Raw genomic sequence first — 18193 nt, 5'->3', positions numbered from 1 at the left:
GTCATGACTGCCAAGAGCAAGATCACGATATCGCGGCGAACCCTGCTGGCCGGCGCCTCCGGCACGCTGATCGCGTCCCGCGCCGGCTGGGCGCAGCAACCTTCGGAAGTGAAGGTCGGCCTGCTGGTGCCGATCTCGGGGCTCTATGCCCGCCCGGGAACGGTGATGCGCGAAGGCGCCGAGATGGCGATTGATCACATCAACGCGCAAGGCGGCGTCAAGGCGCTCGGCGGCGCCAAGCTGAAGCTCGTCGTGCTCGATTCCGGCGACACCACGGAGAAGGCCAAGAACGCGGCACAGCGCATGGTGGCGCAGGAGACCGATCTGGTCGCGGCGAGCGGCGCCTATCTGTCCTCGTTCACCCTCGCGGTGACCGAGGTGACCGAGCGCGCCAACCTGCCGATGCTCACCCTCTCCTACTCGGATCTCATCACCGAGCGCGGATTCAAATACGTGTTCCAGACCGCGGCCACCGCGGGGTCGCAGGCACGGCAGGCGTTGCCCCAGCTCATCAAGCTGGCGGAGACGGCCTCCGGCAAGCGGCCGAAGACGGTCGCGATCCTCACCGACAACACGGGGGCCTCGATCGCCTCCGCCAAGGCAATGCGCGAGGGCCTGCTGGCGGAGAACCAGTTGCAGCTGATCGTCGACGAGACGTTCACGCCGCCGCTGGCGGATGCGACGTCGCTGGTGCAGAAGATCCGTTCGGCCAAGCCCGACCTGCTGTTCTTCCTGCCGACGGTGATCTCGGATGCAAAACTGCTGCTCGAGAAGATGAACGAATTCGGCCTCGGCCAGGGCAAGATCCCGACGATCTCGTTCGGCATCGCGATCGCCGAGCCGGACATGCTGCAGACTGTCAGCCCCGAACTGCTCCAGGGCGTGTTGACGTGCGTCGCCAGTTGGGGCGCCAAGGGCCATGAGGCGCTGATCGCCGAGTTGAAGACGCGCTACAAGGAGCCGTGGATGACGCAGAACGCGATCTCCACCTATGGCGACATGTGGGTGATCAAGGACGCGCTGGAGAAGGCCGGCAAGGCCGATCGCGTCGCCGTCGGCGAAGCGCTGCGCACCATGGATGGCGGCCCCTCGAAGTATTACCCGCTGGGCGAGATCAAGTTCGACGAGAAGGGCCGCCGCGTCGGCGCCGGCATGACCATCGTGCAGTGGCAAGCCGGCGTGCCGGTGACGGTGTTCCCGCCCGAACTCGCGCTAGCAAAACCGTTCTGGCCCAAGAGTTGACCTGAGAGCTGAGACCAAGAAACGGAGACCACAATGGACAAAGCGACCTACGACCGCGGCCTCGAAATCCGCAAGAGCGTGCTCGGCAACGAATTCGTCGACAAGGCGATCGCATCCGCCGACGAGTTCAACCGGCCGATGCAGGACCTCACCACGGAATATTGCTGGGGTTACGTCTGGGGCCGCGAGGGCCTCACACGAAAAACGCGCAGCTTCCTCAATTTGGCGATGCTCTGCGCACTCAACCGTCCTCACGAGCTGAAGACCCATGTCCGCGGCGCGCTCGCCAATGGCGCGACCAAGGAGGAAATCCGCGAGGTCTTCATGCAGGTCGCGATCTATTGCGGCGTGCCGGCTGGTGTGGATGCGTTCCGGAACGCGAAGGAAGTCTTCGCCGAACTGGACAAGACGTAGCGGAGCGTGGCTGCGATGAAGGGCAAATGGGCACTCGTGACCGGCGCGACCGCGGGCCTCGGCCTCGCCGTGGCGGAAGGCCTTGCCGGCGCGGGCGCCAATATTGTCCTGCACGACCTCGCTCAGCCAAAGCAGGCCGCGGACGATCTCCGCGCCCGCTTCGGCGTGGAGGTCATCGCCGCCGGCGTCGACCTCGCCCAGCGCGAGGGGATCGAGGCCATGATGGCGGACCTGCTCGACCGCTGCGGCGCCATCGACATCCTCGTCAACAACGCCGTCGTCAGGCATTTCTCTGCCATCGAACAGTTTCCGTCCGAGCGCTGGGACGAGGCGCTCGCCGTCAATTTGTCGGCGCCGTTCCACCTCATCCGCCTGGCGCTGCCGGCGATGAAGCAGCGCGGCTGGGGCCGGATCGTCAACATGGGCTCGATCTATTCCAGCCGCGCGGTCGAGGACCGCATCGACTACATCACCACCAAGACGGCGATTGCAGGCATGACCCGCGCCGTCGCCATCGAGACGGCACGCAGCGGCATCACCTGCAACACGCTGTGCCCCGGCACACTGCCGACGCCGGCCATCCTGAACAAGGTCGCGACGATGGCATCGAGCAGCGATCGTCCGGTCGAGGACGTGACGCGGGACTATCTCGGCGAGCGCCAGCCGACGCAGCGCTTCGTCGAAATGGACGCCGTCGCCGCCATGATCGTCTTCCTCTGCGGTCCGGCCGCGAACGACATCACCGGCGCCAGCCTGCCGATCGACGGCGGCTGGTCGGTGGCATGAGAACTGGAATGGGAGTGCAGCGATGACTGAACAATCAGGCCAGACCGTGGTGCTGACGGGTGCCGCCGGCGGCATGGGACGCGCCATCACCAAGGCGCTGCTGGATAGCGGCCGCCGCGTCGTGCTGGTCGATCGCGACGCCAAGGCGCTTGAAGAGCTGGCGGCGACGGCGGGCGATGCGGTGTTTCCGATCCAGCTCGACGTCAGCGATGCAACGGCCGTCGATCGCCTGCCGGATGCCATTCCCGGTCATTTCAAGCCGGTCGACGTTCTCATCAACAATGCCGGCCACGACATCGGCGGCCGGACGCGCTTCGACATCGGTTCTGCGGACGACTGGTCCAGCATCATCCAGACCAACCTGATCGGCCTGATGCGCGTCACGCGCGCGATCCTTCCCGGCATGGTCCAGCGCAACGCCGGCCATGTCGTCAACATCAGCTCCATCAACGCAGTGCGGATCGTGCCCGACATGGCGGCGTACAGCACCAGCAAGGCGGGCGTGCACATGTTCACCGAGACCCTCCGGGGCGAGCTGGCGGAAACCGCGATCCGGGTGACCGAGCTGCAGCCCGGCCTGACCCGGACCAACATCATCCTGACCCGCTACCGCGGCGATCAGCAGAAGGAAAAGGACTATTTCGACCAGTTCAGGATGGCGCTCGATCCGGCCGATATCGCCCGCTCGATCGTCTTCGCGCTCGACCAGCCCGCCCACGTTCAAATTGCCGAAATGATGATTCTGCCTGTAAACCGGTACTGAGTTTTCCCGAACAGGACCCGGACATGGAAAGACGCAACGAATTGCAGTCGACACTCCGCATCGAGGACGTCCCGACCGTCCGGGCGATGGTGGCGCAGAAGCTGCGTGAGGCGATCATGTCGGGAACGCTGAAGCCGGGCCAGCGCCTGGTCGAGCGCGAGCTCTGCGAGATGATGGGCGTCAGCCGCCCCTCGATCCGCGAAGCGCTGCGTGCGCTCGAAGCCGACGGGCTGGTCAATACGGTTCCGCACCGCGGCCCCGTGGTGTCCACGATCAGCCTCGAAGAGGCCCGGCAGCTCTACGCGGCGCGCGCGGTGCTCGAAGGATTCGCCGGCCGCGAATGCGCCAGGCTTCACGACCCCGAAGTGGCACGCCGGATCGGCGACGCCCTGACACGGCTGAAGGCGGCCGCGGCCAAGCAAGACCTCGTCGGATGCCTCGAAGCCAAGACCGATTTCTACGCGGCGCTGATCGGCGGCTGCCGCAACGCGTTTATCCAGCGCATGCTCAAGCCGCTGCACGATCGCATCCAGCTGCTGCGGATCACCTCGATGTCGCAACCGAAGCGGATCAACAAGAGTCTGCGCGAGGTCACTGCGATCTGGCGTGCGATCCAGAACGGCGATCCGGATCTCGCCGAGCGTTGCTGCGTCGACCACATCAACGCGGCCGCGGTGGCCGCGCTCGACATGATCGAAAAATCGTCGGCGGCCAAGGAGGCGGCGCCTTCCGACGACTAGAATAATGCCGCCAGGGAGTGTTCGATGAAGTTTCTCGTACGATCGCTGATCCTGTTCCTCCTGCTTCATCCCTGCGGCGCAGCGCTCGCTGACGACTTTCCCAATCGCCCGGTCACGATGATCGTGCCGTTCTCCGCCGGCGGTCCCGGCGACGTCATCGCACGTATCCTCGGCAGCGCCATGAGCGCAACGCTGAAACAGTCCATCGTCATCGAGAATGTCGTCGGTGCCGGCGGCACGCTGGGCACCAACCGCGTCGCCAAGGCGGCCGCGGATGGCTACACGCTGCTGCTGATGCATGTCGGCCAGGCCACCGCGCCTGCCCTCTATGCCAAGCTGCCGTTCGACCCGGTCGGCGATTTCGCTCCGATCGGGCTCGTCACCGACGTTCCGATGATCCTGGTGGCGCGGCCGAATTTTCCAGCCAAGGATCTCGGCGAGCTGGTCGCGCATATCCGCAATGCCGGTGACAAGGTCACTTTCGGCAATGTCGGTCTCGGCTCGGCCTCGCAGCTCTGCGGCCTGATGTTCATGAGCGCCACCGATACCAAGCTCACCCCGATCTACTACAAGGGCGGCGGACCAGCGCTGAACGACGTCATCGCAGGCCATATCGACGTCTATTGCGATCCCGCGACAGGGCCGACGCCGTACATCCAGTCGAAGACGATCAAGGGCTATGCCATCACCAGCAAGACGCGTGTCGCGACGCTGCCTGATGTGCCGACCTCGACCGAAGCCGGCGTTCCCGAGTTCAATGTCACGACCTGGTACGGCCTCTACGCGCCGCGCGGCACGCCCAAGCCCGTCGTCGACCATCTCGTGGGCGCACTGCAGACGGCGCTGAAGGATCCCGCGCTGATCAGCCGCTTTGCCGAGCTCAGCATGGCGCCGGTCGAGATCGAGCGCGCGACGCCGGAAGCCCTCGAAGCTTTTCTGAAAGCCGAGATCGGCAAATGGGGACGGATCATCAAAGCGGCCGGAATCGAGCCGCAGTAGGCTCGGCCATCTCCGGAACACGTCCAAAATATCCGTGATCTCAAAGGGAAAATTGGCTTCGGTACGCTCGGAGGACGGTCGCGTTTGGAGTTCAGGTGCAATTCCAGCTGATCGGTGCACTTTTCCGTAAATCGGCCGAGCCCCATTGCGGGGCTCCGCCGCGCGGCGTAACTTTCAACCAAGCGTAGCTCATTCGAAAGCATCTATCGGGTTCGGCCTAGCGGGAGACAGCGATGGCAGATGTCCCATGGCACCTTTCCGGTGACTATTTCGAGAATTGCAGTTGCAGCATCGTGTGTCCCTGCCTGGTGTCGGCGGCGCCCCCGTTGACCGCACGACCGACCGAAGGCTTCTGCAACGTACCGCTGATCTTCCACATCGAGAGCGGCCGCTACGGTGACATCGAGCTGGATGGACTTAATGTCCTCGTCGTCCTCCACGCACCTGGGGTCATGGCAGACGGAGATTGGTCAATCGCCGCCTATATCGATCAGCGCGCCAGCGATGAGCAGACCGAGGCCCTGGCTGCGATCTTCACCGGCGGTGCCGGCGGTCCGATGGCCGCGTTCACGCCGCTGATCAGCAAGAACCTGGGGGTGCGCAAGGTCCCGATCACGTTCCGGATCGACGGCAAGACGCGGTCCGCGGAAATCCCCGGCATCCTGCACATGTCCGTCGATCCCCTGCCAACCATGCATCCGAGCGGGGAGATGTGGGTGAACATCGGCCATGCGGTCAGCCCCGATGCCATGGTGATGGCCGTCGGCGCCGCCGGCAATACCTTCAGCGATCATGGCATGCGCTGGGATAATTCCGGCAGGAACGGCCTCTATGCGCCGATCCGCTGGTCGAACCAGGCGTGATGTAAACTTCCGATACCGGCCGGCGTCAGGGCCGGGCAATTTCGATCGCCAATGACGGACAGCCCACTGGAAACCGTGCTGCGTCGCGATCGCTGGATCGTCGGCGGCGCGATCGGCCTCATTGTCGTGCTGGCATGGAGCTATGTGCTCTGGCTCGCCAACGACATGGACATGGGCGGCATGGACATGGCCGGATTCCGCATGATCCCGGCCGGGATCGGAATCATGCTGCCGACGAGCGAACCGTGGCGAACGTTCGAGTTCGCCTACGTGCTGCTGATGTGGGCGGTGATGATGATCGGAATGATGGCCCCTTCGGCCGCGCCGATGATCCTGATGTACGCCCGCGTAGGCCGACAGGGCAAAGCACAGGGCAAGCCGTTCGCCGCGACCGGCTGGTTTGCCGCCGGTTATCTCCTCGCCTGGTGCGGCTTTTCGCTGGCGGCCACCCTTCTTCAATGGGCGGTCGAGCGCGCCACCTTGCTGGATTCCCGAATGGCGCTCGCAAGCAACCTGCTCGGCGCCATCGTGCTGGTCGCGGCTGGTGTCTATCAATGGACACCGCTGAAGGACGTCTGTCTCGCCCAATGCCAGTCGCCGTTTCTGTTCCTGATGCGCCATGGCGGCTTTCGCGGCGACCTGCGCGGCTGCCTGCTGCTGGGACTTCGGCACGGAGGCTATTGTGTCGGCTGCTGCTGGGTTTTGATGGCGCTGTTGTTCGTCGGCGGAGTGATGAACGTGCTCTGGATCGCGGTTTTGGCGCTGCTTGTCCTCCTGGAGAAAGTTACGCCGGTCGGACGATGGATCGCGCGCGCTGCCGGCATCGCATGTGTGGCCGCGGGCGCCTGGCTGCTGGTGCACTTGCCGCAGTGATGCAATCTGCTTGACGTTCAGTTCGATTTCTACGCTGGGCTGCGTCGCCCGTTCTCCGGCGCACCGCTGTCCGGCATTTTGCCTGCCCCGACCGCTCCCACGGGGCAAAGAACAATCACTTGAACGTTCGCAACTTCAGTTGAACCGCAAAACGGCTTGACGACGACGCCGACAATGAATGTAATGTTATAACATTACATATCCGGTCCCAATGCCCCCGCGTCACTCTATCCCCTTGAAAAGACTGTTCGATCTCCATGCAAAAACTCCCCGTCACCGTCTTGTCCGGCTTCCTCGGGGCTGGAAAGACCACTTTGATGAACCACGTCCTGAACAACCGGCACGGCCTGAAAGTGGCGGTGATCGTCAACGACATGAGCGAGGTGAACATCGATGCGGATCTGGTCCGTGGTGGCGGTGCGAACCTGTCCAGGACTGACGAGAAGCTCGTCGAGATGACCAACGGGTGCATCTGTTGCACGCTGCGCGACGACCTGCTGAAGGAGGTGCGCGCCCTCGCCGAAAACGACCGGTTCGATTATCTGCTGATCGAATCCACCGGCATCTCCGAGCCGCTGCCGGTTGCTGCGACCTTCGACTTCCGTTCCGAGGACGGCGAAAGCCTCTCCGACGTGGCACGCCTCGACACCATGGTCACCGTGGTCGACGCGGTGAATCTGCTGAGGGATTATTCATCGACGGATTTCCTGGAGCAGCGCGGCGAAGCGCTGGCGCACGACAAGCGCACGCTGGTCGATCTGCTCGTCGAGCAGATCGAATTTGCCGACGTGATCGTGCTCAACAAGGTCGATGACGCCTCGCCGGCACAACGCGAAGCAGCGCGAAAGATCATCCGCGCGCTCAATCCGGAAGCGGAGTTGATCGAAGCCAACTACAGCCGGGTCGCCTTCGATCGCATTCTCGACACCGGCCGGTTCGACTTCGAAAAGGCGCAAGCGCATCCACTCTGGTTCAAGGAACTCTACGGCTTTGCCGATCACGTGCCGGAGACGGAGGAATACGGCGTGAGCAGCTTCGTCTATCGGGCGCGCCGGCCGTTCGATCCCGAAAAGTTCGACAAGTTCGTGCGAGAGCCCTGGCCCGGTGTCATTCGCGCCAAGGGACATTTCTGGCTGGCGACGCGGCCGCAATGGCTGGGCGAGATCAGCCAGGCCGGCGCGATCACGCGCACCGAGGCCCTTGGATTCTGGTGGGCGAGCGTGCCTGCGGAACGCTGGCCGGACGACCCGTTTTGGCGCAAGCGGTTGCGTGCGAACTGGAACGACATCTATGGCGATCGCCGCCAGGAAATCGTGTTCATCGGCGCGGGCATGGACGAGAGCGCGCTCCGCGCACGCCTGGATGCCTGCCTTGTCCCGGGCAAGCCGGCCATGAACGTCACGGAATGGGCGAAGCTTGCAGACCCGTTTCCAGTCTGGCGGCGCGCGAACGAAGTTTTGGAGCACGAATGACGAACGTCGTCCGCTTCGCCTCGAAATCCGAACTCGAGCGGCAGCGCCTCATCCGCGAGGCGCGTGCGATCTACGACAGCATCTTCCCGCCGGATATCCCTGCCGGCGGCTGCGCGCATGACCCGCCAGATCAATGGGCGGCACGCGAAGCGGCCGCCGAAATCCAGCCCAAACAACGATAAGGGATGAAGGTGGTGCGCTCGGAGGGACTCGAACCCCCACGATTTTACTCACTGCCACCTCAAGGCAGCGCGTCTACCAGTTCCGCCACGAGCGCTTTGGGGATGCCGGCTTGAGGCTTGAAGGCCGGCCGGATCAACGGCGCCGATCTAACAAATCCATCAGAGGGGTACAAGCCTGCAAAGGCCCTGAATTCCACAGCTTTGCAGGAAAGTTCCTGGCCTTCCACCCGAATCGGCCTTTACCGCCGGCCCAGTGCCCCTACCGTGTGCCGGGCCGCGACCGCGTGCTCCCGACCCTATCGGGTCCCCGGGCCGCTACCGCGTGCCCGGCGTGCGCGGCAGCATCTGCTTGACCTCGACCGCGATCCGGTTGCGGTCGACCAGCACGACGCCGGAGGCGACCGGCAGATTATTGGCCAAAACCTTGACCTCGTCGGCCTCGGTTGCGTCCAGCTCGATGATGGCGCCGCGGGAAAGACGTAATACTTGATGGATCGGCATCGTAGTCGTCCCGAGGACGACCATGAGATCCACGGTGACTTTATCGAGAGTGGGCACTGTCAGGACCGCCGCAACCAGGGACGAAGGACCAAGGACTTCGGACAAGGACTTGGCATTTGCGCCTGCAATGATCACCACGTTATGGTTAGCCAATGGTTAATTTGCCCCAAAACCCGCGCCAAGAGCTGGATTTGACGTCGTTTTCGGCGTCCCACGGCCAGCCCGTGGAGTGGCGAATCTCGGACGCGGCGGTGCCCTATCCGGAGGCGGTGGCCGAGATGGAAGCCCGGGTCGCCGCCATTGCGGCGGGCGAGGCCGCGGAGCTGGTCTGGCTGCTCGAACACCCCCCGCTCTACACCTCCGGCACCTCGGGCAAGGACAGCGACCTGCTCGATCCCCGATTCCCGATCTTCGCCACCGGGCGCGGCGGGCAGCTCACCTATCACGGGCCGGGCCAGCGGGTGGCCTATGTCATGCTCGACCTCAAGCGCCGCCGGCCGGACGTCCGGGCCTATGTCGCGAGCCTGGAGGAGCTGATTCTGCGCACGCTCGCCGCCTTCAACGTCCGGGGCGAGCGGCGTGAGGATCGGGTCGGCGTCTGGGTCAGGCGCCCCGACAAGGGCGAAGGTTACGAGGACAAGATCGCGGCGATCGGCGTGCGGCTGAAACGCTGGGTCTCGTTCCACGGCATCGCCATCAATGTCGAGCCGGAGCTGTCGCATTTCACCGGCATCGTGCCGTGCGGCGTCACTGACGCCCGCTACGGCGTCACCTCGCTGGTCGACCTCGGCCAGCTCGTGACCATGGCTGACGTCGACATCGCGCTTCGGCAGGCGTTTGAGGAGCTGTTCGGGCCGACCAAAGCGTTGGTACCGGAAGCGGCCGCCTAGCATTTTTGTGGCGCCCAACCGCGCGCAGTCCCCGCTCGTCCCGGAATCGGTTATGCTCGCGTCAGGTGTCGCCCACGCCTCCCCCCTCCGCCGGGAAAGCAGACTTCATGCCGGGCGATGAGATCATCGGCCGACTGTTCGAGCGCCAGGCATAAGGAGGGATTGCGCTTTCTGCTCGCAATGGGAGGTTTTGACGATGAGATTGTCTGCACCGATCTATCATCTGAAGCGCAAGGCGAAGCGCCTGTCCCGCGAGGAAGGCATTCCGCTGCACGATGCACTTGATCGCATCGCGACGACGGAAGGGTTTTCCGCCTGGAGCATGCTCGCAGCGAAAGCCGCGGCCATCACGCCGGCGGGCAGGCTGTTTCCGCAATTCCGGCCCGGCGATTTGGTGCTGGTCGGCGCGCGCCCCGGCCAGGGCAAGACTCTGATGAGCCTCGAACTAGCCGTGGAAGCCATGCGGTCGGGCCATCGCGCTGCGTTCTTCTCGCTCGAATACACCGAGAGAGATGTGCTGGATCGCTTGCGGGCGATCGGCGTGGGGCCGGCGCAATTCCGCGAGCTTTTCGAGGTCGATTGCTCCGACGCCATCAGCGCCGATTACGTCGTCAAGGAGATGGCCGCGGCACCACGCGGCACGTTCGTGGTGATCGACTATCTGCAACTGCTCGACCAGAGGCGGGAAAACCCCGACCTCTCCGTTCAGGTTCGCGCGCTGAAATCGTTCGCACGCGATAAGGGGCTGATCGTTGCCTTCATCTCGCAGATCGATCGTTCCTACGATCCCGCAGTCAAGCCCTGCCCCGACCTCGACGATGTCCGCTTGCCAAATCCGCTGGATCTGAAGCTGTTCGACAAGACGTGCTTCCTGAACAATTCCGAAGTTCAGTTCAGGGCAGCAAGCTGACGATCAGGCCGCGGGTGAGATGGCTCTACCCGCGGCTTGCAGCCTCACGCCGCCTGCAGCGACACGTCGAGCTTGCCGGCGATGTAGCGGCGTTCCTGGGTGAGGCCGCCGAAACCGTAGGCATCGCCCTTGACCTCGTCGACATGCAGATAGGTCTCGGGATGCAGCGGCCCGAGAATCTCGGCCATGCGCTTGAACATGGCGGCAAGATAAGCGGCCTTCTCGTCCTTGGTATTGGTGCCTTCGGTGACGTGGATGTCGATCCAGTAGCTGGCAAGCTTCTGCTCGGCGAGCGACTTGCCGCCGGCGAACCAGTCGTCGGCCTCGACCGACTTCACGATGATGGCAGTCACCTTGGGATCCTTGTGCAGGATCTTTGCGGTGAGCTCGGACACGGCGTTGGCGATCTCGGCCTTCAGCGAGGGCGACTGGCGGGACGAGGTGTAGGACACGGTGATCAGCGGCATGGTGGCTCTCCTCAAGATGCAGCGCGGGATTTGCCCGGCGTTGGTGAGAAGCTAGACCTCTCCTCGTCATTTTGATATCTTATCTCTGTTGATACCAGTGATAACGATCTATAATGACAGCCACCCTCGATATCGCCACCATCAAGGCCTTCCTGCTGGTCGCCGACCTCCAGAGTTTTACGCGTGCTGCCGAGGCGCTGGGCACGACGCAAGCCGCTGTCAGTCTCAAGCTGCAGCGGCTGGAGACGTTGCTGGGAAGACGCCTCGTCGAGCGCTCGCCACGCGCGGTCCGGCTCACTGCCGACGGCGCCAGCTTCCTCGATCGCGCCCGCGCGCTGATGGCGGCGCATGACCGCGCGCTGTCGGGCGAGGCCCCGGCCGCGCAATCGCTCTCGCTCGGCATCTCCGATCACGCCGCCGGCCCCGAGCTGGTGCCGCTGCTGGAACGCCTGCACGCGATGTCGTCAAATCTCACCCTCGCCGTCACCATCGGCTTCTCGCGCGAGATGCAGGACGCCTATGACGCCGGCGAGCTGGACGCTGTGATCGTCCGCCAGGAGGGCAGCCGCCGCGGCGGCGAGAGGCTGACCGAGGACGAATTCGGCTGGTTCGCGTCACGGCGCTTCACCCTGCCGAAGGGCGAAGCGCTGCCGCTCGCAACCCTCGCTCCGCCCTGCGGCGTCCGCGCCATCGCCGTGCGCGCGCTCGACAAGGCCGGCCTCGCCTGGCACGAGCGCTTTGTCGGCGGCGGCGTCACGGCGGTGGTCGCAGCTGCGCTCGCGGGACTTGCGATTGCGCCACTGGCGCGGCGGATCGCGCCTCCCGGGCTGGTCGATATTGGACCCGCGCACAGGCTGCCGAAACTCGGCAGCTCGAAGGTGATGCTACATTCGAAGGTCAGCGATCCCGCCAAGCTTGCGGCGCTACGCGCGGTGGCGGCGACGTTTCGGAGCGTCGCGGCCACCTGATGTCTCACAAAATCGCCTCGAACGCGCTGCGCAGCGTCTCGTGCCTGAATACAAAGCCGCGGCTCAGCGCCTTGTTGGGCAGCACGCGCTGACCGCCGAGCAGCAGCTCGTCGGCGAAGCCGCCGCCGATCCGGCGCAACAAGCCGCCGGGAATGCGGAAGATCGCCGGCCGATGCAGGCGGCGGCCAAGCTCCTCGGTGAATTTTGCATTGGTCACCGGGATCGGCGCGGTGGCATTGACGGGGCCCGACAGATCCGGCGTCGCCATCACATAGGCGATCAGGCGAATGAGATCATCGCGCTCGATCCAGGACATCCACTGCCGCCCGGTGCCGATGGGACCACCGAGGCCGAACTCGAACGGCGTCAGCATGCGCGTGACGAAGCCGCCTTCGGTGCCGAGCACGAGGCCGATGCGCAAACAGACGACGCGCACGCCAAGCTCCTCCGCCGGCCGCGCCGCCTTCTCCCAGGCCGCGCAGAGCTCGTGGCTGAAACAGGCGTGCGACTTGGCCGACTCCGTCAGCACCTGGTCGGCCCACAATCCGTACCAGCCGATCGCGGAGCCGCTGACCAGCACCTCGGGCTTGCGATCGAGCCGCGCGATCAGTTTGACGATTTCGCCCGTCATGTCGATGCGGGAGCCAAGAATCTTCGCGCGCTTCGCCTCGGTCCACAAGCCGTTGCCAATCGGCTCGCCGGCGAGATTGACGATGGCGTCGATTGGCGTGTCCGCGGCGAGCTGATCGAGGCTGGTGATCAGCGTGACCGGCGGCGGCAGCATCTCCGCCTTCGCGGGATTGCGGATCAGCGCGATGACCTGATGCCCGGCGCCGCTGAGGCTCGCCGCGAGGCGACTGCCGATGAAGCCGGTGGCACCCGTTATCAGCACGGTCTTGCGGCCCGGGAGCTTTTCGACAAGCCCCTCGGCGGGAACGCTGCGCATCCGGCCGAGCCGGCGCATTGCGGCAAAATCCCTGAGGCCGCAGAGCGAGGCGCCAACCGCGCAGGCGGTCGCGGCGATGCTGAGCAGGCCCTGGTTCATGACGGTCACGCCAAAGGGCTGCATCGCCCAATCGGTCAGCACCGGCAGCAGCAGCACGAGAATGGCGCCGTAATTGATCGCGAGCAGCGTGTGGTTGATGCGCTCGCTCGGCGGCAGTTTCCGGCTCAGATCCTCCTCGACGAAATCCATCAGCGTGATGACGATCTCGGCGACCAGCACCGCGACGATCAGCAGCGCCAGCAATCCATAAACCTCGAGCCAGCCGAGCACGAGGAACAGCAAGGCATAGAGCATGTTGCGGATGCCATGCAGCTTGAGTTCGAAACGCTGCGACACCCGCCAGGCCAGGCGCTCGGTGAATTCGTGGTGATAGAAGGTGTCGAACACTCCCATCACGATCTGGATGGCGATGAGCGTCCACAATAGCGGCGTCATGATACGGCCTCCCTGAAGGTGGCGGACTGGTGGATCAGCGCGCCGTAACGAGGATGAATGACATCGAGGGTGAAGCGGAATGCGCCGTTGCCGAGGTCGCGGTGCGTCACCGTGAGATCGCCCGGGGTGAACCAGCGCGGCAACGGGATCCACAGGCGTCCGAGCTGGAGCCCATAACCGGCACTGCGGAAGGTCAGCGTCTGGTCCTCGACCGCGGTGCGGAGCGCCATCGAGACGCCGAAGCCGACATATTCCTCGAGCCCCGTCGGACCGGCAAAACGCTTGGCGGAATGGATCACGTGCGGAAAGCCGCGCTTGCGCGCGCAGATGCGGGTCCAGGTCTGACCGCCGGTCGTGCCGTCCTCGGTCACGGTGACGATCATGGGAACACCGGTGTCGCGGCCGGTCGGCAGCGGCCCGCCGATCAGGCGCGCAGCCTGGGCGAACCACCAGCCGATGTCGCTGAAGGAGACCTCGTCGACCACGCCGACATAGACGACGCTCTCGCCGTCCGCGACGCGTTTGGAGAAACGCCGCCACGTCGCCAGCGGCAGCCGGCCCCAATCCTCGTTCGACAGCAAAGTGCGGAAGCGGCGATCGTCGAGCAGTCGGGTGTGAGCGGAGGTCGATGCGTTGCAGCGTAACAATCTTGCCGACGTCATCGTACCCTCCTCAATACTATTTGGCCTTGCCCAGCGGCAGCAGGTTGGCGATCTTCTCGCCAAGCCGCATCAAGGCGACCAGCCGCGGCCGCGGCACCTTCAGCATCTGCATGAACCAGTGATCGGCGAGCTCGGTGAAGGCGAGCATCTCCTTCAGCCGCTTGCTCGCGACCGGATTGATGGTCGGATCGCCGGCGGCATCGGACACGCACGCCCTGAGCGCCGCGATCGCCGGATCGAGCTCCCGCTCCTTGCGCCGCGCCGCTATTCTGGCGGCGACCTCCCAGATGTCGGTCTCGGCCTCGTAATGGTCGCGGCGGTCACCGAGGATCGGCACCCGCCGGATCAGGTTCCAGGCGAGCAGCTCCTTGAGCGAGTTGGAGACGTTCGAGCGAGCCATGCCGAGCGTGTCGGCGATGTCCTCGGCGGTCATCGGCGCCTCGGCAAGATAGAGCAGCCCGTGAATCTGGCTGACCGAGCGATTGACGCCCCACTCGTCCCCCATGTCGCCCCAATGCAGGATGAAGCGCTCGACGGCGGCGGGAAGTTTCTTCTTTCCGGTCATTTCTGTCATGACAGAAATATCTGATGATAATGTCCCCTTGTCAAGCGGGCTTCATCCCGTATACGGGTGCCGGATATCTGCCTAAAAATGTCCCAACTTCAGGGAACCATCCGCCTCCTGTGGCGTTTGCTCCCGTCGAGGCAGGGTCCCGGAATGATCGGAAAGTTCAGTCAACAGCGAGACTTGTTCGAGAGCGAGCGCAGTTTCCGGCTGTTGGTTGAGGGAGTTGCGGACTACGCCCTCTACATGCTCGATCCCAGAGGGATCATCACCAGCTGGAATATCGGCGGCGAGCGCATCAAAGGCTATTCGCCCGGGGAGATCCTCGGCCAGCATTTCTCCCGCTTCTACACCGAGACTGACCGTGCCAACGGCAGGCCGGCCCGCGCGCTCGGCATCGCGCGGGAAAAGGGCCGCTATGAGGAGGAAGGCTGGCGCGTCCGCAAGGACGGCACCTTCTTCTGGGCAAGCGTCGTGATCGACCCGATCTACGAGGACGGCGAGCTGGTCGGTTTCGCCAAGATCACGCGCGACATCACAGAACGCCGCAATACGCAGCTCAAGCTCGAGGCGATGCAGAAGCAACTGGCCGAGTCCCAGAAGTTCGATGCGCTGGGGCAGCTCACCGGCGGGGTCGCGCACGACTTCAACAATCTCCTGATGATCATCAGTGGCAGCCTGCACATGCTGAAGCGGGGCCCCGACGACGCGGCCAAGGTTCAGCGCGCGATCTCGGCGATCGAGACCGCCACCAAGCGCGGCGCGGCGTTGACCAACCAGCTCCTCACCTTCGCGCGGCGGCAGAGCGTCAATCCGCAGGCGATCGATTTCGCCGAACGCATCGCGGCGATCCGCGAGGTGCTCGATGCCGGCGTCGGCAGTTCCGTACGCCTGGCCTTCGACATCGGCCCCGACGTTTGGCCGGTCAAGACCGATGCCTCCGAGCTCGAGACCGCGCTGCTCAACCTCGTCATCAATGCCCGCGACGCGATGCCCGACGGCGGCACGGTGACGATCGGTGCGCACAATGTCGTGCTGGACGAGGCGCCGCTTGCCGGCGACTTCGTCGCAATCGACGTCACCGATACCGGGCTCGGCATTCCCTCCGACGTTCTCGACAAGATCTTCGAGCCGTTCTTCACCACCAAGCCGATCGGAAAGGGAACTGGCCTCGGCCTTTCCCAGGTGCACGGCTTCGCCCATCAGGCCGGCGGCACCGTCAAGGTCGCAAGCGCGCTCGGCAAGGGCACGACGTTCACCATCCTGCTGCCGCGCGGAGAAGACACGCCGTTGCGAGAAGCGGCTGAAGGACCATCCTTCCAAGGCAGCGGCACGGTGCTGCTGGTCGAGGACAATCCCGACGTTGCGCTCGTCAGCATCGGTCTTCTGGAGCAGCTGGGCTACCACGTCCGCCGGGTCGCCGACGCCGAAGCCGCCTTGCGCGAGATCGAGAATAGCGGCGTCGACTTCGTGTTCTCGGACATTGTCATGCCCGGCAAGATGGACGGGCTCAGCCTCGCCCATCGCCTCCGTCAGATCCGTCCTGGCCTGCCGATCCTGCTCGCCACCGGCTACAGCGACGTCGCCGCCGGCGTGCGCGGCGATTTCCCGATCCTGCGCAAGCCGTACGAAATCCACGAGCTGAGCGAAGCGATCGCCAAGCTGCCGCGGTGAGGTTCTCGAGAGGTGAACACTTCGTAGGGTGGGCAAAGCGAAGCGTGCCCACCATCTCACGACGATCGCGAAAGTCGTGGTGGGCACGGCGCAAGAGCGCCTTTGCCCACCCTACGAGACCAACTTAGCCGCTCGGCATTTACCTTTCCATGCGGCCGGCGCACAGACAGCACCTACACCGTCGGCAACACCGAGAACGCTTCCCCTGCCCTGCGCAGGTTCAGCTCATCCGCGCTCGCGGTCTCGCTCGTCACGCTGTCCACGCGCGAGGATGGCGGGCCGTGGCGGCACAGCGCGACCATGTCGGCGACATGCTTCGGTGCGCCCGCGAACAGCGCTTCGACGCAACCGTCGCGGCGGTTGCGGACCCAGCCTTCGAGGCCGCTCGCAGTTGCCTGGTACTCGACCCAGGCCCGGTAGCCGACGCCCTGGACGCGGCCGCGGATCATCACCTGGAGGATCGCCCGGCTCATTTTTTCAGCCCGAGAAAGTCGGCGCTGCGCGCCTTGACGTCGGCCTCGCGCATGACGCGGGTGGTCAGGTCCGATGATGCCAGACCTCTCAGCGCCTTCGGCGCCGTGCCTTCGCGCAGTGCCTTCTGCGTTTCATACACGGCTTGCGTCGCAGCCGCGATCGGCGCGTGGCCCTGAAGCGCGATACGCACGCGCTGACTGGCGAGATAGTCGAGCGCGCTCAGCTCCTCCGGGGCACCGCCAAGCACGATCGGCAGGCGCGTGGCGGCTGCGACGGCCTCGAGCTCCGCGCGCGACTTGATGCCGGTGAAGAACAGCGCATCGACCCCGGTCGCCTCATAGGCCTGCGCACGGCGGATCGCGTCCTCGATCGAGGTGATCGAGGCTGCTCCCGTGCGGCCCATGATGACCAGCGAGGCATCGCTGCGGCCATCGAGCGCCGCCTTCATCTTGCCGACGCCTTCCTCGAGCGAGATCAGCTGCGTCTTCGCCTCACCGAAGGCGGCCGGCAGCAGCGTATCCTCGATGGTGAGGCCGGCGGCGCCAGCGGTCTCCAGCTCCTGCACCGTGCGGCGGACATTGAGCGCATTGCCATAGCCGTGATCGGCATCGACCAGCACCGGCAGGCTAGCTGCGCGCGACATCCGCCGCATCTGCTCCGCAAGCTCGGTGAGCGTGATCAGCGTGATATCAGGATCGCCGAGCACCGCGAGCGAGGCGACCGAACCGCCGAACATGCCAAGCGGAAAGCCGAGGTCCTCGGCGATGCGGATCGAGATCGCGTCATAGACCGAGCCGGGATGGATGCAGGCCGAGCCCGACAGGATGAGGCGCAGTTTCTCGCGGCGGGAACGAAAGGCCATGGGTGCCTCACTCTCAATTCCGCATCCTGAGGAGCGCGCTCTTGCGCGCGTCTCGAAGGATGCAGGCCCGGCTGTGGCCTCGCCCTTCGAGACGCCGCGCAAGCGCGGCTCCTCAGGGTGAGGGTCGACTGTCGTACTCCGGAGCGCCTTACGCAAACTCCAGGATCAGCGCGTCCACCGCCAGCGTCGCACCGGCGCTGGCGTGAACCTTCTTCACGGTGCCGTCCTGCTCGGCGCGCAGCACGTTCTGCATCTTCATGGCTTCGACCACCGCGAGCGTCTCGCCGGCCTTGACCTCCTGCCCTTCGGTCACCGCGATCGAGACGATGAGCCCGGGCATCGGGCACAGCAGCTTCTTGCCGGTGTCGGAGGCCGTCGTCACCGGCATCAGCCGCGCCGAGGTCGCTTCCGTCTCGGTCCAGACATAGACGGGGACCTCGACGCC

The 18193-nt window shown here is 64.8% G+C and carries 22 protein-coding genes and 1 tRNA gene; 14 read left to right on the top strand and 9 right to left on the bottom strand.

Features of this window, described 5'->3' with window-relative positions; genetic code table 11:
* The first annotated feature begins 3 nt into the window (after positions 1 to 3).
* From XH81_RS06570 to XH81_RS06525, 10 genes are all read left to right on the top strand, one after another.
* Positions 4 to 1242 carry an ABC transporter substrate-binding protein gene (locus XH81_RS06570; RefSeq protein ID WP_038949972.1) on the top strand — a complete coding sequence of 413 codons (1239 nt, stop codon included), beginning with the start codon at positions 4 to 6 and terminating at the stop codon, positions 1240 to 1242.
* Between the two features lie 33 nt (positions 1243 to 1275).
* Entirely contained in the window at positions 1276 to 1656 is a 381-nt protein-coding gene (locus XH81_RS06565; protein WP_028140570.1) for a carboxymuconolactone decarboxylase family protein, read from the top strand.
* A 15-nt stretch (positions 1657 to 1671) separates the two neighbouring features.
* Complete coding sequence (locus XH81_RS06560) at positions 1672 to 2442, top strand: SDR family oxidoreductase (protein WP_271596087.1); 771 nt, start codon at positions 1672 to 1674, stop codon at positions 2440 to 2442.
* Between the two features lie 22 nt (positions 2443 to 2464).
* The gene (locus XH81_RS06555) at positions 2465 to 3205 is read left to right on the top strand and encodes an SDR family oxidoreductase (protein ID WP_028140572.1); all 741 of its coding nucleotides are present in this window, start codon (positions 2465 to 2467) and stop codon (positions 3203 to 3205) included.
* 23 nt (positions 3206 to 3228) lie between these two features.
* Positions 3229 to 3945, top strand: coding sequence for a GntR family transcriptional regulator (locus XH81_RS06550; protein ID WP_038949975.1), 717 nt, complete (start codon positions 3229 to 3231; stop codon positions 3943 to 3945).
* 24 nt (positions 3946 to 3969) lie between these two features.
* Positions 3970 to 4944 carry a tripartite tricarboxylate transporter substrate-binding protein gene (locus XH81_RS06545; RefSeq protein ID WP_028140574.1) on the top strand — a complete coding sequence of 325 codons (975 nt, stop codon included), beginning with the start codon at positions 3970 to 3972 and terminating at the stop codon, positions 4942 to 4944.
* A 233-nt stretch (positions 4945 to 5177) separates the two neighbouring features.
* Positions 5178 to 5807, top strand: a complete 630-nt coding sequence (locus tag XH81_RS06540) for a DUF1326 domain-containing protein (protein ID WP_028140575.1) — start codon at positions 5178 to 5180, stop codon at positions 5805 to 5807.
* Between the two features lie 51 nt (positions 5808 to 5858).
* Complete coding sequence (locus tag XH81_RS06535; RefSeq protein ID WP_028140576.1) at positions 5859 to 6680, top strand: DUF2182 domain-containing protein; 822 nt, start codon at positions 5859 to 5861, stop codon at positions 6678 to 6680.
* 257 nt (positions 6681 to 6937) lie between these two features.
* Complete coding sequence (zigA, locus tag XH81_RS06530) at positions 6938 to 8152, top strand: zinc metallochaperone GTPase ZigA (protein WP_028140577.1); 1215 nt, start codon at positions 6938 to 6940, stop codon at positions 8150 to 8152.
* The gene (locus tag XH81_RS06525; RefSeq protein WP_038972899.1) at positions 8149 to 8334 is read left to right on the top strand and encodes a hypothetical protein; all 186 of its coding nucleotides are present in this window, start codon (positions 8149 to 8151) and stop codon (positions 8332 to 8334) included. The genes zigA and XH81_RS06525 overlap by 4 nt, the downstream gene beginning before the upstream one ends.
* 10 nt (positions 8335 to 8344) lie before the next feature.
* Here XH81_RS06525 and XH81_RS06520 read toward each other — a convergent pair.
* Together XH81_RS06520 and XH81_RS06515 are read right to left on the bottom strand one after the other, a co-directional pair.
* Positions 8345 to 8429: transfer RNA gene (locus tag XH81_RS06520), tRNA-Leu, on the bottom strand.
* 220 nt (positions 8430 to 8649) lie between these two features.
* Positions 8650 to 8892, bottom strand: a complete 243-nt coding sequence (locus tag XH81_RS06515; protein WP_011088012.1) for a FliM/FliN family flagellar motor switch protein — start codon at positions 8890 to 8892, stop codon at positions 8650 to 8652.
* Between the two features lie 95 nt (positions 8893 to 8987).
* Between XH81_RS06515 and lipB the strand changes: the two genes are divergently transcribed.
* Both lipB and XH81_RS06505 read left to right on the top strand, forming a co-directional pair.
* Positions 8988 to 9725, top strand: a complete 738-nt coding sequence (lipB, locus tag XH81_RS06510) for a lipoyl(octanoyl) transferase LipB (RefSeq protein WP_028140578.1) — start codon at positions 8988 to 8990, stop codon at positions 9723 to 9725.
* 196 nt (positions 9726 to 9921) lie between these two features.
* Entirely contained in the window at positions 9922 to 10635 is a 714-nt protein-coding gene (locus XH81_RS06505; protein WP_028140579.1) for a DNA helicase, read from the top strand.
* 44 nt (positions 10636 to 10679) lie between these two features.
* Here the strand turns inward: XH81_RS06505 and XH81_RS06500 are convergent, their stop codons facing one another.
* The gene (locus XH81_RS06500; RefSeq protein WP_028140580.1) at positions 10680 to 11102 is read right to left on the bottom strand and encodes a tautomerase family protein; all 423 of its coding nucleotides are present in this window, start codon (positions 11100 to 11102) and stop codon (positions 10680 to 10682) included.
* Positions 11103 to 11215: 113 nt separating this feature from the next.
* On the opposite strand from XH81_RS06500, the gene XH81_RS06495 reads away from it, so the two are divergent.
* Positions 11216 to 12070, top strand: coding sequence for a LysR family transcriptional regulator (locus tag XH81_RS06495; protein ID WP_028140581.1), 855 nt, complete (start codon positions 11216 to 11218; stop codon positions 12068 to 12070).
* Between the two features lie 4 nt (positions 12071 to 12074).
* Here XH81_RS06495 and XH81_RS06490 read toward each other — a convergent pair whose 3' ends face one another.
* From XH81_RS06490 to XH81_RS06480, 3 genes are read right to left on the bottom strand one after another with little or no spacing between them, the layout of a single operon-like run.
* The gene (locus tag XH81_RS06490; RefSeq protein WP_028140582.1) at positions 12075 to 13511 is read right to left on the bottom strand and encodes a TIGR01777 family oxidoreductase; all 1437 of its coding nucleotides are present in this window, start codon (positions 13509 to 13511) and stop codon (positions 12075 to 12077) included.
* Entirely contained in the window at positions 13508 to 14173 is a 666-nt protein-coding gene (locus tag XH81_RS06485) for a DUF4166 domain-containing protein (RefSeq protein ID WP_028140583.1), read from the bottom strand. The genes XH81_RS06490 and XH81_RS06485 overlap by 4 nt, the downstream gene beginning before the upstream one ends.
* A gap of 16 nt (positions 14174 to 14189) precedes the next feature.
* Complete coding sequence (locus XH81_RS06480) at positions 14190 to 14747, bottom strand: GbsR/MarR family transcriptional regulator (RefSeq protein WP_028140584.1); 558 nt, start codon at positions 14745 to 14747, stop codon at positions 14190 to 14192.
* A 144-nt stretch (positions 14748 to 14891) separates the two neighbouring features.
* Here XH81_RS06480 and XH81_RS06475 point away from each other — a divergent pair, with 144 nt between their 5' ends.
* Entirely contained in the window at positions 14892 to 16412 is a 1521-nt protein-coding gene (locus XH81_RS06475) for a PAS domain-containing sensor histidine kinase (RefSeq protein WP_028140585.1), read from the top strand.
* Between the two features lie 173 nt (positions 16413 to 16585).
* On the opposite strand, the gene XH81_RS06470 is transcribed toward XH81_RS06475, so the two are convergent.
* From XH81_RS06470 to XH81_RS06460, 3 genes are all read right to left on the bottom strand, one after another.
* Positions 16586 to 16885, bottom strand: a complete 300-nt coding sequence (locus tag XH81_RS06470) for an acylphosphatase (RefSeq protein WP_018320639.1) — start codon at positions 16883 to 16885, stop codon at positions 16586 to 16588.
* A complete protein-coding gene (locus XH81_RS06465) occupies positions 16882 to 17748 on the bottom strand; it encodes an isocitrate lyase/PEP mutase family protein (protein WP_028140586.1) in 867 nt (288 codons plus the stop codon). Before XH81_RS06465 ends, XH81_RS06470 begins: the two co-directional genes overlap by 4 nt.
* Positions 17749 to 17896: 148 nt before the next feature.
* A partial coding sequence (locus XH81_RS06460; protein WP_212436871.1) for a DUF2118 domain-containing protein occupies positions 17897 to 18193 on the bottom strand: 297 nt, incomplete at its 5' end.

It is taken from the genome of Bradyrhizobium sp. CCBAU 25360, assembly GCF_028128695.1.
GTDB lineage: Bacteria > Pseudomonadota > Alphaproteobacteria > Rhizobiales > Xanthobacteraceae > Bradyrhizobium > Bradyrhizobium ottawaense.
This window is presented reverse-complemented; position numbering and strand designations above follow the sequence as displayed.

Coding starts and splice junctions, on each gene's coding strand:
- XH81_RS06570 (WP_038949972.1), top strand. CDS start 4: ATGACTGCCAAGAGCAAGATCACGATATCGCGGCGAACCCTGCTGGCC.
- XH81_RS06565 (WP_028140570.1), top strand. CDS start 1,276: ATGGACAAAGCGACCTACGACCGCGGCCTCGAAATCCGCAAGAGCGTG.
- XH81_RS06560 (WP_271596087.1), top strand. CDS start 1,672: ATGAAGGGCAAATGGGCACTCGTGACCGGCGCGACCGCGGGCCTCGGC.
- XH81_RS06555 (WP_028140572.1), top strand. CDS start 2,465: ATGACTGAACAATCAGGCCAGACCGTGGTGCTGACGGGTGCCGCCGGC.
- XH81_RS06550 (WP_038949975.1), top strand. CDS start 3,229: ATGGAAAGACGCAACGAATTGCAGTCGACACTCCGCATCGAGGACGTC.
- XH81_RS06545 (WP_028140574.1), top strand. CDS start 3,970: ATGAAGTTTCTCGTACGATCGCTGATCCTGTTCCTCCTGCTTCATCCC.
- XH81_RS06540 (WP_028140575.1), top strand. CDS start 5,178: ATGGCAGATGTCCCATGGCACCTTTCCGGTGACTATTTCGAGAATTGC.
- XH81_RS06535 (WP_028140576.1), top strand. CDS start 5,859: ATGACGGACAGCCCACTGGAAACCGTGCTGCGTCGCGATCGCTGGATC.
- zigA (WP_028140577.1), top strand. CDS start 6,938: ATGCAAAAACTCCCCGTCACCGTCTTGTCCGGCTTCCTCGGGGCTGGA.
- XH81_RS06525 (WP_038972899.1), top strand. CDS start 8,149: ATGACGAACGTCGTCCGCTTCGCCTCGAAATCCGAACTCGAGCGGCAG.
- lipB (WP_028140578.1), top strand. CDS start 8,988: ATGGTTAATTTGCCCCAAAACCCGCGCCAAGAGCTGGATTTGACGTCG.
- XH81_RS06505 (WP_028140579.1), top strand. CDS start 9,922: ATGAGATTGTCTGCACCGATCTATCATCTGAAGCGCAAGGCGAAGCGC.
- XH81_RS06500 (WP_028140580.1), bottom strand. CDS start 11,102: ATGCCGCTGATCACCGTGTCCTACACCTCGTCCCGCCAGTCGCCCTCG.
- XH81_RS06495 (WP_028140581.1), top strand. CDS start 11,216: ATGACAGCCACCCTCGATATCGCCACCATCAAGGCCTTCCTGCTGGTC.
- XH81_RS06490 (WP_028140582.1), bottom strand. CDS start 13,511: ATGACGCCGCTATTGTGGACGCTCATCGCCATCCAGATCGTGATGGGA.
- XH81_RS06485 (WP_028140583.1), bottom strand. CDS start 14,173: ATGACGTCGGCAAGATTGTTACGCTGCAACGCATCGACCTCCGCTCAC.
- XH81_RS06480 (WP_028140584.1), bottom strand. CDS start 14,747: ATGACAGAAATGACCGGAAAGAAGAAACTTCCCGCCGCCGTCGAGCGC.
- XH81_RS06475 (WP_028140585.1), top strand. CDS start 14,892: ATGATCGGAAAGTTCAGTCAACAGCGAGACTTGTTCGAGAGCGAGCGC.
- XH81_RS06470 (WP_018320639.1), bottom strand. CDS start 16,885: ATGAGCCGGGCGATCCTCCAGGTGATGATCCGCGGCCGCGTCCAGGGC.
- XH81_RS06465 (WP_028140586.1), bottom strand. CDS start 17,748: ATGGCCTTTCGTTCCCGCCGCGAGAAACTGCGCCTCATCCTGTCGGGC.